The 13,766-nt window shown below is 63.6% G+C and carries 12 protein-coding genes; 5 read left to right on the forward strand and 7 right to left on the reverse strand.

Features of this window, described 5'->3' with window-relative positions:
* Window positions 1–32: 32 nt before the first annotated feature.
* Complete coding sequence (locus HAHE_RS05955) at window positions 33–2,348, reverse strand: hypothetical protein (RefSeq protein ID WP_338689388.1); 2,316 nt, start codon at window positions 2,346–2,348, stop codon at window positions 33–35.
* A gap of 361 nt (window positions 2,349–2,709) precedes the next feature.
* On the opposite strand from HAHE_RS05955, the gene HAHE_RS05960 reads away from it, so the two are divergent.
* Both HAHE_RS05960 and HAHE_RS05965 read left to right on the forward strand, forming a co-directional pair.
* Complete coding sequence (locus tag HAHE_RS05960; RefSeq protein WP_338689389.1) at window positions 2,710–3,219, forward strand: sigma-70 family RNA polymerase sigma factor; 510 nt, start codon at window positions 2,710–2,712, stop codon at window positions 3,217–3,219.
* A complete protein-coding gene (locus HAHE_RS05965) occupies window positions 3,192–4,877 on the forward strand; it encodes a LamG-like jellyroll fold domain-containing protein (protein ID WP_338689390.1) in 1,686 nt (561 codons plus the stop codon). The genes HAHE_RS05960 and HAHE_RS05965 overlap by 28 nt, the downstream gene beginning before the upstream one ends.
* A 107-nt stretch (window positions 4,878–4,984) precedes the next feature.
* On the opposite strand, the gene HAHE_RS05970 is transcribed toward HAHE_RS05965, so the two are convergent.
* Together HAHE_RS05970 and HAHE_RS05975 are read right to left on the reverse strand one after the other, a co-directional pair.
* A complete protein-coding gene (locus HAHE_RS05970) occupies window positions 4,985–5,278 on the reverse strand; it encodes a hypothetical protein (protein WP_338689392.1) in 294 nt (97 codons plus the stop codon).
* Window positions 5,279–5,348: 70 nt separating this feature from the next.
* A complete protein-coding gene (locus HAHE_RS05975) occupies window positions 5,349–6,608 on the reverse strand; it encodes a hypothetical protein (protein WP_338689393.1) in 1,260 nt (419 codons plus the stop codon).
* 117 nt (window positions 6,609–6,725) lie between these two features.
* Between HAHE_RS05975 and HAHE_RS05980 the strand changes: the two genes are divergently transcribed.
* Window positions 6,726–9,995, forward strand: coding sequence for a hypothetical protein (locus tag HAHE_RS05980; protein ID WP_338689394.1), 3,270 nt, complete (start codon window positions 6,726–6,728; stop codon window positions 9,993–9,995).
* A gap of 14 nt (window positions 9,996–10,009) precedes the next feature.
* On the opposite strand, the gene yidC is transcribed toward HAHE_RS05980, so the two are convergent.
* The 4 genes from yidC to rpmH all read right to left on the reverse strand — a co-directional run bounded on the left by yidC (window position 10,010) and on the right by rpmH (window position 12,804).
* Window positions 10,010–11,884: a membrane protein insertase YidC gene (yidC, locus tag HAHE_RS05985; RefSeq protein ID WP_338689395.1), complete on the reverse strand. Its 1,875-nt coding sequence runs from the start codon at window positions 11,882–11,884 to the stop codon at window positions 10,010–10,012.
* A 21-nt stretch (window positions 11,885–11,905) separates the two neighbouring features.
* On the reverse strand, window positions 11,906–12,169 hold the full coding sequence (gene yidD, locus HAHE_RS05990; protein WP_338689397.1) for a membrane protein insertion efficiency factor YidD: 264 nt from the start codon (window positions 12,167–12,169) through the stop codon (window positions 11,906–11,908).
* A gap of 75 nt (window positions 12,170–12,244) precedes the next feature.
* Window positions 12,245–12,601 (reverse strand): ribonuclease P protein component, encoded by a 357-nt coding sequence (rnpA, locus tag HAHE_RS05995; protein WP_338689399.1) that lies wholly within the window; start codon window positions 12,599–12,601, stop codon window positions 12,245–12,247.
* 20 nt (window positions 12,602–12,621) lie between these two features.
* Window positions 12,622–12,804 carry a 50S ribosomal protein L34 gene (gene rpmH, locus HAHE_RS06000; RefSeq protein ID WP_343218197.1) on the reverse strand — a complete coding sequence of 61 codons (183 nt, stop codon included), beginning with the start codon at window positions 12,802–12,804 and terminating at the stop codon, window positions 12,622–12,624.
* Between the two features lie 165 nt (window positions 12,805–12,969).
* Here rpmH and HAHE_RS06005 point away from each other — a divergent pair, with 165 nt between their 5' ends.
* On the forward strand, window positions 12,970–13,473 hold the full coding sequence (locus HAHE_RS06005; protein ID WP_338689401.1) for a GNAT family N-acetyltransferase: 504 nt from the start codon (window positions 12,970–12,972) through the stop codon (window positions 13,471–13,473).
* Window positions 13,474–13,485: 12 nt separating this feature from the next.
* Window positions 13,486–13,734 carry a hypothetical protein gene (locus HAHE_RS06010; RefSeq protein WP_338689403.1) on the forward strand — a complete coding sequence of 83 codons (249 nt, stop codon included), beginning with the start codon at window positions 13,486–13,488 and terminating at the stop codon, window positions 13,732–13,734.
* Window positions 13,735–13,766: the final 32 nt, after the last annotated feature.

The raw sequence follows: 13,766 nt of genomic DNA on the forward strand, positions 1-13,766 counted from the left end.
TTGAAGCAGTGGGTATGGATCACGACCGGCGTTCAGGGAACCTCCTCCACCTGATAGAAGGCGGCTCCCGCCGGAGCCGGATCGTCGGAAACCACCTGCGTCGTGCCCGCAGGGGTGAAGGCGCTCCCAACCCCGGTGAAAGTCACAAGGTCGGTCGAACGCTTCAGGACGTACATCTTGCTGGTGTCGAAGCCGGTCACCGTCATCTCGAAGGCAGTCCCGTTGAAGCCTGTATCGGTAATGCTCAGGACGGAGGTGACGGGAACGATGATCGGATTCAGCGAGACAAGCATGTTGTCGACCGCCACGTCCCACGAGTCCTGCACCGGCGGCTGGAAGCCGACGGTGAAGTAGAGCGGGTCCGCATTGGGATCAGAAGTCGGCCGGGTCGGCACTCCGGTGATCGAGCCGACCAGCGTGCCGGCCGCGCGGTCATACACGCGGGCGGCCCAGGTGCCCCCGAGCACATCATGATCGATCTGGGCGGTGTAGGTGGTGCTCTCGGCAATCCCTCCGGCCGGGACGACGGACAGGAAGGCGCTACCATCGTAGGCCTGCACCGATCCGTCATCGAAGAGTCGCAAGATGCAGTGGGTGCCTGCGTCGCTGAGAATCGAAGGGATGCCGGCCGAGAGGATGTTGAACCCCCCGGCTCCGGCGACTCCAAGGGCGCCCTCAACGCGCAGGTCCACCGAGCAGTAGAAAGGGGCGGCAGGGTTGCCGTGCTCGATCCGCAGTCCGTTGCCGGTGGTGCTGGCGTCGATCAGCGCATACTGCCCAGTCCCGGGCAGCAGTTCGGTGGTTGATTCGAGGGTAGTGCCGCCGGCGCTCTGCCAGCCGCCGCCGGTGCCGGAGAAATCGACGCTGCGGAACGGAATCCCCGTGGGAACCGAGGTGTCGAGATTCGGGTCAGTACCGGCGGCGACCTCGTCGCCGTCGCCGTAGAGGTCACCGTCGGTGTCGAAGACATTCGGATCGCACCAAGCCGGGGTAACGCCCGCGCCTTGGAAGCTGCCGAGGTCGAGGTTCTCATCGCCGTCCAGCAGGCCATCGCCGTCGCTGTCGGGATCGACCGGGCTGGTGCCGGTGGCGGTTGCGTTGAGCCATGAGCCGAAGCTGTCTTCGGCGGGGTCGTCGTAGCCGTCCCCGTCGGTGTCCGCCTTGTCGGCGCGGGTCTGGGGCGTGGCGTCGTGCTCCTCCAGGTTATCGATCCCGTCGCCATCGAGGTCCATGCCAAGCCCGCCGTCGGTGACATCGTTCGGATCCAGGCCACCAAGCAGGTTATTGGTCACTTCATAGAGATCGTTCATCAGGTCACTGTCGGTGTCCTCGTCGTTCGGGTCGGTCGACTCGTTCAAATGGGCGGTGTTCAGGGCGCCGATGACTTCGTCATTGTCGCCGATGCCGTCGTCGTCCGAGTCGTCGTCGTTCGGATTGGTCGCACCGTAGCCGTGAGATGCATCGCCATTGTCGGTTCCGGCCACCTCGGGGCCGTCCTCGAGACCGTCGCCGTCGGTGTCGGCGAGGATCGCCTGAGTCTGGCCGAATCCATGCTCCGCCCCCAAGGCGTCCTGACCGAGGAACTCCTGCTCGTTGCTCAGCCCGTCGCCATCGTCGTCGAGGGCGGGGACCAGTGCCGTGGTCGAGGGCGGGTTGGTGTTGGCCAGTTCGTAGTCGTCGGGTAGGCCGTCACTGTCCGCGTCGGGCACCTGTGCCGTGACCGCAAACAGCGCGTCGTTGCCGGAGGCACCCCCGGACAGTCCCAGAGTTCGTCCACCGGCGTAAGGATTCCCGTTGTTATAGAGCGGCGCCAGCAACCACCCCGACCCCGGGTTGCCCTCGCTGTCGAGGCTGATCAGAAAGCTGCTGGTTCCCGCCGGCAGGGTCAGGTTGTGGGTGGAGAGATCCCACCGCATCCAGTAGATCGGACCGGAGTTTGCATCGCCCTGGTCGACGCCACTGAAGTCCGCACTGTCGAGAGTGATTCCGGTCTCGCTGATCTCATTGCTCCCGTCATCGCCGGCGTCCACCGTGATCGTGAAACTACCGCTGTCGGCCCCGAAGCCGTTGTAGGCGATGTAGATCGAATCGAGAGTGATGCTGTTGGCCAATGTGAAGCGCTGCCCATGGAGCTCGCCTTCGTCCCAGCCGAAACGCCCGTTCGAGGCCGTGATGTAGCCGGTATCGCTCAAACCCAGTGTCGGCGCGGTCGAGCCGTCATTCGTCACGGTGACCTGTGCCGCCGCGTTTCCGGCAAGCAGCAGGGCCAGCGGGAGCGAGATTCCACCTAAGTGGACAATCCTTCGCAGGGCATGGGCGGAGAGCGGATGGAGGGTTCGTTTTCTCATGATTCTGGATTTTCGGGATCGGGTATCGTTGGCTCCAGAGGAGCCCGGAACGGGATCCTGCCGATGAGCCGGGTGGTGAAATGGGCACCTGCAGCGTCTGCCGGCCGGTTGTGCACCTGGGGGCATAGGAGAATCCCCAGCGAGACCGGTTCGGAACAAAGGCGCATCTCTGGGGATTTCCGCCGCGAAGGCGGTTGGTTGCACAAAATCTTGAGAAACTTCACGCGGGAGGCGCCGAGCGCCGGGTCACCGGGCAGCTGCGAAGATTTTCCGCTACCAATGGCGGTAGATATGGAAATACCCCGTGGTAAGAGGTGTCTCCGTCCGCCTTGCCGCTCGGCTCCACGAATCTCCGACGACCATGAAAAGCAATCAGACCCGCTTTGTGGAGGCCCTGACGGAATGCCAGGAGGCACTCCGCGGTTACTGCTATGCCCAACTCTCCTCTTGGCCTGACGCCGAAGAGGTCGTGCAGGCGACGAACGTGAAGCTGTGGGAGAAGGAGGCCGACTGGGACCGGGCGCGGCCGTTCCTGCCCTGGGCTCTCGGCGTGGCGCGAATCACCATCCTCTCCCACTTTCGCGACCGGCAACGCGACCGGCTGGTATTTGACGAGGACGTGATGACGATCATGGAGAGACACCTGCTCGCCGCTGCGGAGGAAACCCCGGACCGGGTCCAAGCCCTGCGCCACTGCATGGGCAAGATGGCGGACGAGCCGCGCGAGATCCTCAAAGCGCACTATGTCGAAGGCTGGAACCTCGCGGCGATCGCGGAATCGGTGAACCGCAGCGTGAGCGGCATCAAGTCGCTGCTGTTCCGGTTGCGGCGCGAATTGGCTGGATGCATCAACCGGGAGCTGCGGACATGACCGGGATGAGCCCAGATGGGGATGAGCTGGAGGCACGGATCAGGGCACTCGTCTTCGAGGGCGCGGCGCGCCGGGACGAACTGAATGATCTGTTGCGGTCCAACGAGAAGGCGCGGCCCATCGCCGCCAAGGTGTTGTTCGAAGAGGCGGCGCTGATCTCGGAGCTCCGGCTGCACAACGCCCGGCACTGGGCAGCGGTGCTCGAGCCTCCGAACGCCACACCGGCGAGGGAATCCGCAACTTCCAAGGTGCGGCCGCGACGCAACATGTTCGTCACGCTGGCCGGGCTCGCCGCCGCGATCGCTCTGGCGGTGCTGTGGATCGATCGTGATCCGCAGCAAGATGCTCCCCCGATCGAACCCACGGTTTCCAATGAGGAATTGCCGATCGGGGTGATGCGACTGCTGGAAGGAGATGGTCTGTCGGCTCAGGCAATCCCGGTGATGAAGGGGCGGGAAATCGAACTCGAGTCAGAACGTGCACGGATCGATCTGAACAGCGGGGTCGTGCTTTCCCTATCCGGTCCGGTCCGCATGAAGGTGGAACACCAGCGGGCGAAGCTGTGGAGCGGCCAAGTCGTGGTGGAAGTACCGCACGACCGCGAGGCGTTCACGATCGAAACGGATCAAGGACGCTTCACGGAGCGGGCAACGGTTTTCAGCGTGTCTGAGGAACCGGATCAGCGATCCGAGCTGGCTGTGCTCAGCGGGCAGGTAAGGGCGGAGTTGACCACGGCGGAGGGTGATGTTCTCGGCTGGCGATGGGTGAAACGTGCGGAAGGTGCCATCATCGAGAGCGACCACGTTGGTATCAGGGTGCTTCGCGCAACTGAGCTACAACACGACGGCCCCATTCCTCCCGGCGATGCCGCCCTGAAGGTCTCAGCAGCCTATCGTGCTGCCGTCGATGCCTCGAAACCCATGCTTCTGTGGAATTTCGAAGAGCCTCCGACGAACGGAACTCTTCCCAATCCGTCGGATCCGGACTTGGCGGGACTCATTCGTGGAGAATGCGAATTCATGAACGAAGCGGGAGCCCGGTCCCTTCGGCTCGGGAGAGGAGACCGGAGCGGATGGATCGATGGGAATGGCCCATGGCGGAAGCAGGATCCGGAACCTTTCACCGTCGAACTCTGGGCACGACCCGATCACATCCAATGGGGCCACCTTTTCCAACTGCGGGTCGAGACGGATAAGGACCCGTTGACGGGTGCTCCCCCGCGGGGCCAGGTCGTCTATTTCTGCATGGAATTCACGGATTCCGGGGTCTTCGGTGCAACCCCGGGCAACCCGGCGGTTCGCGCCGTTTTCAGGTCTCCTGCCACCGAGAGAGCGGACATGCTTTTTCCTGGAGGTGTGAACGCCGCGCTCACTTCCCCCGACCGATATGCTCCCGGCCGTTGGTATCATCTGGTGGCGCGCGTCGGCACCCAGGACATCACGCTGTTCATCAACGGGGATGTTGCCGCGCGGCAGACCATCAGTCGACCGGACCACGGTGAGCAGGAATTGCACCTCAGGTTGGGTCGCCTGTTCGATGGCAAGAACAAGAGTCGGCAGTTCGCGGGCGGGATCGACGAAGTCGCTCTCTACGACCGGGCACTGAGCGACGAGGAGGTGCTGAAGCACTATCTGGCCGCATCGGAGAACGGCGATTGATTGGCGCGTTGCGAGACTGATCGAGGCCCTTGCAAAAGCTCACCCACGCATGCCGACCCGGCAGCCGCTTCCACCTCTTGGAGGCGGCTTGGTGAGGCACGTCCGACCTAGCCCGCGACCAGCTCGAAGAACGCCTCCCTCACCCCACCCCAGCCGAAGAATCCGGCGACGAGGTAGAGCAGTGCGAAGCCGAAGGAGAAAACCCGCAAGCCGCGAAATTCAGGCGGAAGTTTGATCCCCGCAAAGACGGCGGCTCCGGCAAGCACCCAAGTCAGCACCCATGCCAGGAGGATCGGGATGAACACCCACTGGTCGACACGTGCCGCGTGCACCCGGTGGCCGTAGAGAGGAAAAACAGCGACCGAGATGCCGATCGCGACGGACGGAATCCACCATCGCAAGACCGGCCGAATGTCCGACCTGGACTCCGACGGCAACGGAGGCGGACCCGACATCGGAACAAGAGTTCGCTCAGCGCAGGTAGCGCTTCACCACACCCGACGGTAGGCTCTGGGCATTTGATTCGGTCCACGCCTTGGCGGATGCCTCGTCGCGACGCATCCACTCGCCGATGTAGCGGTAATACGACTTCGTGCGACTCCGCTCGTCGGCGATGTTCGCCACGAAGTTCATCGAGACTTCCGGCGCGTTTCGGAAAGCCTCGTCGACAAAGATCCGCTTGGCTCCGTCGAGGTCCGGATTGTTGCCGAGGCTCGCAAGCCACACCGCGGCTTCGGCGGGATCCTGGCGGGCGTAATGCCGGGCTACACCCTCTGCGGCCTCGGTGCGGGTGTCCTCGGGGAGGGAATTCACCCACGCCTTGGCACTGTCGAGATCCTGCCTCGCCCAGCGGTCGGATACGGTCTCGGAGACATCACGGCGCGTATTGGTATCGGCGATCATCGCGTTCCAGTCGCCGGCCCGCACCGGATCCAGTTCGGCAAGCTCGTCCGCAAATCGGCGGGACGCTTCGTTGCGCATCCCCTCATCACTCACTCCGGCGATCCAGCCCTCGGCGTAGTCGTAGCCGAAGCGGGTCACGTGCTCCTCGATATTGCGCAGCGCGTTGCGCCGCGTCTCGCTGCTCTCGATCTGGCCGAGCAGGTCGCGGGCAATCATCGGGTCGGTTGCGGCTGCGCCGCGGATGGCACCGACCACCCAGTTGTTGACGTCGCCGCCGTCGGGAGCATCGAGCGCCCATGCGAATGCAGCCTGAGGATCCGCCGCCGCCCAGGAACCGAGCACGTTTTCCCGCTCCCAGTCCTCCGCTCCATTCTCCTGCAGGTAGGACGTGACCGCATAAGGATCGCGCTCCGCCCATGCCTGAAGAAGGAGCGACCGCTCGGACCTCAGAAGGTTGCTGCCCGGATCGTCTCGGAGCTTCTCGTAAACCGAAGCGAACTCTCCGTCCGGCAACCGGTCGAGAAAAGCAAGCAGCCGCTGGGTGCGATCGATTCGGCTGGCGGAATCGAGGATTGACTGCAAACCCGCGGCACTCGTGCGTCTGCCGGACACCACCGAATCGGAGTCGCGCTCTCGCCGTGTCGCGGAAACACCATCGCCCAAAGCGCCGCCAGCTTCCGCCCGGGACCCGGGGCGCGGAGGAACGCCGTCATTCCCGGAAGCCGCATCGGCCTGCGATCCTCCTCCGGTGCCTCGTCCGATCATCACCCCGGCGACCAGCGCCAGAGCCAATCCACCCGCATTCCAGCTCCAGCTTGGCAGTTTCATGACGTTTCAAAACGTCTGACAGCCAGCCGATGTTTCATATCCCCCTTTCGGGTAAAAGCGTCAGGGCCACCCGGCGGAAGATCTTCCAAGCCGCGGCGATTCGGTCATGCTTGCCGAATGCGACGACTCCTCATTCTCCCCCTCATCGTGCTGATCGCCTGCCCCGGATTGTCGGACGAGTTCCGTTCGATCGCCGTCAAGGACCTCGGTCTTCAAATCGACCCGGCCGATCGTGAAGAGTTGCTGGCCCAGCAGATCGCCACGTGGTCGCACAGGGAAATCGAGGTCCGGATGATCACGGAGGCCTATCTCTGGATCGCCGAGGATGACACACGGGTCCAGATTCCCCAAGGCGACGCGAGAGTCATCTTCAGGGACGACGGCAAGACACCGCTCTCCGGAGTGATCGATCTGCGGCCGGCAAGCGGGGAGCGGATCGTGACCGGCCTGCGTTTCGAAGTGGATCGCAAGAAAGCCGAAGAGAGCGACGAGGCGGAGTTCCTCGGCGCCCGCAAGGTTTGGGCGGACCGCCGGGCCAACGAACACCTCCCGGGCACCGCTTGGTTCAAGCACTTGGCAGGCGAGGATGATGAGGAGAACCGACCGATGCGCGGTGACATCGGAAGCAGCTTCGCCGTCTTCGGCGGAGGTCGCGCCATTTCGGAAAACCTCGCTCTCGATCGGGATCTCATCCTCGGTCAGGATCCCGACAAAGCCGGAGAACCGGTGGCGATCGCCGACATCAAGGGCGTCACCGTTTCACCGATCAACTGGAAGGAACGGCTACCGGAGGGTGAAGTCGCGATGGACCCGCTTGCCAAGTTCATCCCCGAAGATCAGCACGCGGTGTTCGCACCTTCGCTGCCCGGATTTCTCGAACTCCTCGACCGGCTCGACCGCGAAGCGGAACCGCTCGGCCAATCGGTCAGCGTGCGGAATCCGTATCGCGGTCTGGCGCTCCGCTACAAACGCCAGCTCGGCCTCGACCTCCCTGCTGTCGCCGCCCGGCTGCTGCCGGTGAACCGTATCGCCGTTACCGGCGGTGACCCTTACTTCGCCACCGGCACCGACGTCGCGATTCTGTTCGAAACCGGCAAGCCCGCCGACCTCTTCGACGCGCTTTCCAAGACGATCCGCGTTTGGGCGGGAACGGAAGGCGACGAGCTCAAGGTCGAAGGCGGCAAGGGCAGGGTCTTCCTGAAGCCCGACCGCACGCTCTCAAGCTATCTCATCGAGGTGAACGGGCTGGTGGCACTGACGAATTCCGAGTCCCAGGTCCGCCGACTCACGGAAGTCTCGAGCGGCAATACCACCGCCCTCGGGTCGACCGACGAGTTCCGCTTCTTCCGCCATCGCTATCCGATGGCTGCCGGAGAGAGTGTATTCCTGTTCCTCTCCGACGCGGCCATCCGCCGGTGGGCGGGACCCGAGGTGCGCATCGGCACCTCCCGCCGCAACCGCGCCCTCGCCGCCCTGAACGAGCTGACCGCCCGCGAAATCTCCGGCGAGAAGGACGGGCCGGACTACGGCCCGCTGCTCGGCAAGACGAGCATCGTCAAAGGGCAGGCCCGCAGTGAGAAATTCGGCTCGGCGGATTTCCTGACTCCGATTTCCGAACTCGGAATCACCGAGGTAACCGCCGCCGAAAAGGACGCTTACGAACGCTGGCGCCGCGGCTATGAAAATGGATGGGCTCAGGTGTTCGATCCGATCGCGATCCAACTCCGGGCTTCGAAAGAAGAATACCAAGTCGACCTCACCGTGCTGCCTCTCACCGTCGGCAGTGACTACCAGGAGATCATGGAGTTCGCCGGTGATACGGAACTTCCAACCGCCGCCCGGCTGCGCACCGACCGCTCGCTTCTGCATCTTGCGATCGCGGTCGACAACAAGAGCGAAGCGTTCAGCTCGTTGGACAAGGAGCTGGTTCCGCTGATTCCCGGCCTGAAGATCAACCCGCTCTCGTGGGTTGGCGACTCGATCTCGGTCGACTTCGAACGCAGCCTCTTCTGGGAAGCGCTCGGCGATGACCTCGAATTCGAGCAGTTCGCCAAGCTCCCGGTGTCGGTCCGTGTTTCATCGAAGAGCCGGCTCAATCTCGGGCTCTTCCTGACCGGACTTCGCGGCATGATCGAGAGTTCGGCACCGGACTCGATGCAGTGGGAAACCCGCAAGCACGGCGAACGCTCGTATGTGGTCATTTCCGAGAAGGAGGAATCCGAGTTCCTCGACCTGAAAATCTGCTACGCGGTCCTCCCCAAGGCACTGCTGGTCGCCCTCGACGAGCAGGTTCTGAAACGGGCGATCGACCGCGAAGACATGGAGTTGACGGAGCGGCAGACCGCCGCCGTTCCGAAGGCCCGTAGCCTTCTGCTCGATATGGACCCCGGCTTCCTCGCCAACGCCGGACCGCTGTGGATGTTCGACAGCGACGTGACCACACGGCGTGCGTCCGAAAGCTGGAAGGCCATCCCCATCCTCAACGAATGGCACCGCCTCTTCCCTGACCGCGACCCGGTCGATGTCCACCGCGAGCGATTCGGCGCCACCATCGCCTGCCCCGGCCAGAAAGGCTACCGGTGGAATGCCGAGGCGCTGACTATGGAGTCGGTCGCTTACGGCCACCCGGCCGCACCTCGCGAGGATGCGGAACCGATGGACATCGCCTCCCGCTTCGGCCGCCTGACCTCGGGAATTGATTTTGAAGACGACGGACTGAGGCTCCGGCTCCACGCCGGCCCCGCTACCGACCTGCCCGGTCCCAAAGCTCCTCCTGCAGGCGAGCTACTCGCCAAAGCCACCGACCTGATGGTGCTCAAGCCGGGACGGGTGATGCTCTATGCTGGCCGCGACGCCGACGGCAAACACACATGGTCCCATGAGATCACCGATGTCTCCGAGACCGACGATGGCACCGTTTTCACAACCAAGGAGCCATGGTCCGGGGCCGGTGACTCGGGGGTCTATATCGGCAGGTATCTCGTCAACGACGGGATCCAGCTCCAGGCGTGGGAGGACAGCGGCTCCTCCGCGGTCTACATCGATCCGGATCTCGACCTACCCGCCGAACTTCGGAAGGGCGCAATCGTCCGGGACCGCAACCGCGGAACGATGGTCAGCGAAGAGGAAGGTGAAAAGACCACCGAGGAAGGAATCGCCGCGACGGAATTCCACATCCTCGGACTTGAGACCATCGAGGTTCCCGCCGGAACCTTCGAGGACTGCGTGAAGATCGAGTACTCGCAGGAAAGCGTGTGGGGTGGCTACTTCGACCGTGGCACCACCCTGCTGTGGTACCACCCGGGAACCGGGTTGATCCGCACCACCGACCTCAGCGGGTGGAGCCCGACGATGGAGCTCGAGAAGATCGAAGAACCCGGCGAGTAGTCCGGCCGAACCGATCAGCCGCCGGTGCGGGGGCCGCGCGGCTTCTTCGGCTTGTCGTCGCCGCTTTCGACCACACGCCCGCGGGCCTGCTTCATTTTCTGCTGCTGCTCGGCGGCCTCGGCCATGCGTTCCATGAACGACTTGCCCTTGCCACCGGCACGCTCCTTGAGCTCCGGCTCCGGCATGCGCTGGGTCAGCCACGTCTGGAAGATCGAGAACAAGTTCGAGGTCGTCCAATAAAGCGCGAGGGCAGCCGCGAAGTTGTAACAGAAGACGAGGAACATGATCGGCATCAGCTTCATGATCGTCTGCTGAGTCTTGTCGGCCGAGGTGTTCGGCATCATGTGCATCTGCAGGAAGCTCGAAAGGCCCATCACGATCGGCAGCACGTTGATCGGGAATCCGGCGACGGTCGCGACCGTGTCGGGCATCGAGAGGTCATCGACCCACAGGAATCCATGGCCGCGGAGTTCGACCGCGTACTGGAGCATCCGGTAGAAGCCGAAGAAGATCGGCATCTGCACCAGCATCGGCAGACAGCCGCCGAGCGGGTTGATGCCGAACTTGCGGTAGAGCCCCATGACTTCCTGCTGAACCTTGGTCGGGTCGTCGGGATACTTCTCCTTCAGCCTGTCCATCTCCGGCTTCAGCTTCGCCATCCGCTTCATCGTGCGGTTCGAGCGGGCGTAAAGCGGCCACATGAGGGAGCGCACCACCAGGGTGACGACCACGATCGCGATGCCCCACGACCATGCTCCCGAGATCTTGTCGACGCCGTCGTGGATATAGACGAGCAGGTAGTTGAGCATCCAGCTGAAGACCCCGATGATCGCCCAGCCGTAGTTCATGATGTCGCCGAAACCGTCGCCCATCTTGCTGAGCATCCGGTTCTCCTTCGGTCCCATGAACAGTCGGTAATTGAGGGCGCGGCGGGCACCAGGCTCGAGCGGCCCACTCGGCAGAAGGGAGCCGACGCGCACGGCCAGCACCGGGTCGTCGACGCCTTCGATGCGAACTTCCGCCGACTTCGCCCAGATCCCTCCGGTCGTCACTTCGGCAGGCTTCAGCACGGTCGCGAAGAACTGGCTCGAGACGCCGGCGTACTCCATTTCCGCGGCCGTTTCGACCATGAGGGTTTTCGGATCGGAGAACCATCCGCCGCGGAACTTGTTCGACTTCGTCAGATGGAAATCACCGTCCTCACGCCAAAGGAATCCGGCAGGCGACAGGCGTGTTTCGCCGGCATGCAACGGTTGGGCCCTGCCGAGGTAGAGACTGAAACGGTCGAGCGGAATCTGCGCGTTCGAGTCCTTGGAGTTCTCGATGTCGAGTTGCAGGTCGAGCAGGTAGTCGGTGCCGGGCTCGTCGGTGGTGACGAGCGACCACGACTTCTTGATGATCAGACCGGCCGGGTGCCGCGCGGCGAAGACCACGCGCTTGCCGGGCTCCGACTCCTTTTCGAGGTAGGTGTAATTGACCCGCTCAAGTCCGTCCGGCCCGTCCGAGATGGAGCCGACCGCACTGTTGTCGCCGGCGTTGAGCACGACATTCTGATCGCCTTCGCCGACCGCCTTCTCGTTCTTGAACTCGGCCGTTTTGACACCGCCGCCGAGGGTCGTGAGCGTGAAGACGATCTCGGGGGTCTCGAGTGTGTGGAGCGTCGGCTCGACGACATCTTCCGGATCCGGGTCGACCTCCTCGAGAATGCCGGGCTTGTCGGGTTGCGAGGTATCGCCGGTCGAATCACCACCGCCTTGCTCAACCGCCTCCAGCCGCTCCTTTTCGGCCAGCGCCGCGCGCTCCTTGGACGTCTGGTGGTTGAAGTACAGATTGACGGCGAGCAGCACGCTGCAGATGCCGAGAACGATCCATGTCTTGCGGTCGTACATGATGAAATAGGTAGGCCTGCCTCAGTCGGATGTCGGCGGATTGCCGTGCCCCCGCGGCGGCGGGACGGGGTCATAACCATGGCCACCCCACGGATGACAGCGGAAAATCCGGCAGATCCCGAGCCATGATCCTTTCCATGGTCCGTGGATCTCGACCGCCTGCAGGAAGTAGTTCGAGCAGGTCGGCTGGTAGCGGCACCCCGCCATCGGCCCGGCGAGCGCTTTCAGCACCGGGTTGAGGAACCGCTGGTAGAAGCGGATCAGCAGGCGGATCAGGAAGGTCATCGGGTTGGCGGGAGCAAAAGGGGCCACAATCCGGGGCTCCGCGCCGCAACAATCGCGCGGAGGTTTTGGAACGCTTCAGGGGGTCCGCTCGATGACAGCCAGCCGCTGCGCCTGCTTCAGCCAGTCCTTTTCCAGCTCCTCGAAGGTCGCGGAGGCCGCGCCGGGGCGCGGGATCGTGACCAGATAGCGGGCCGGATTGGCGATCCGCTCGCCATTTCGCTGGAGGATCGACCGGACCCGCCGGCGGATCCGGTTGCGGTCATGGGCCTTGCCGACCTTGCGGGTCGTGATGATCCCGATCATCAGGCGCTCCAGCTCCGGGTCCTCCAGAGTGCTCAAAACGACAAAACGGCCGGCTTTCGCTCGACCGTTCGTGCGGACCTTGGAGAACTCGGCCCGCGTCGTCATGCTGTGCTTCCGCGAAAGGCGCATCGCCCGGAAGCATGCGGGAATCACACCCCGTGCTGGGTGGTGTGGCGATCGTACTTGATCTCCGCACCCTTCGGCAGGAGGCGCTTGCGGCCCTTCTGACGGCGCTTGCGCAGGATGTCGCGGCCGGCCTTGGTCGCCATGCGGGCGCGGAAGCCGTGCTGACGCTTGCGGGTACGCTTGGAAGGTTGGAAGGTGCGTTTCATGGCTGGAATCGGGAAAAATCACGCGCCTCCCTGGCGCGGGCGGGCACTCTAGGCATCGGCCTACCCTTGTCAATGCACCAATTCGGGTCCGGGTTACAAAAAATCCGCGGGCCGATGCCGTGAAATTCCGTGTCTCCCGGCACCTCCCGTGCAACGCTCCCTGCCGTGATCGAGTCCGCTTCCTCCCTCCCGGCCAGCCCCTCCCTCGGAAATGCCCCGAAGATCGAGCCGGCAACCATCGAGGACCTGCCGGAACTGGTGGAAATGGTGATGGAGCTGTTCCGGCTGCAGGGCGACTTCATGCCCGACGCCACCGCGCAGGAGCGCGGCCTCGCCCTGATTCTCGAGCAACCGTCGCGCGGACGGATCTTCGTCATGCGCAACGACCACCAGATCATCGGCATGGTGAACCTGCTGTTCACCATCTCGACCGCGATGGGCGGTTTCGTGATCCAGATGGAAGACGTCATCATCCATCCCGATCACCGGGGCCAGGGCTTCGGCAGCCAGCTCCTCGAGCACGTGATCGACTTTGCGCGCAGCAAGGATTTCAAACGGATCACGCTGCTCACCGACAAGATCTCGGCCGAATCGCAAAACTTCTTCCGGAAGTACAACTTCGAGTATTCGAACATGATCCCGATGCGCCGGATCATGGATCCCGAGTAAAGCCCGCCCGCCATGCACATCGCCATCACCCAGGCCGACGGCTTCGCGCTCGCGATGCTTGCCATGCTGGCGGTCAGCTTCGGATGCGTGCTGATTCTCCTCATGGCGATTTTCCGGGGCGGCAAACGCGGCGACCCGGAGGTGGAGAAGCTGATCGACGAGGTCAGCGACGAGCCGAAAAAACCGGAGAAAGCCGGTGCGCCCGAAGCCCCGAAGCGCGAGCCATGGGAACGCGACTCCGATTGGTGGCAGAAGGAATAACGTTCCTTCCCACGACCTGAACCGAGAGCAGG

It is taken from the genome of Haloferula helveola, from assembly GCF_037076345.1.
Taxonomy (GTDB): domain Bacteria; phylum Verrucomicrobiota; class Verrucomicrobiia; order Verrucomicrobiales; family Akkermansiaceae; genus Haloferula; species Haloferula helveola.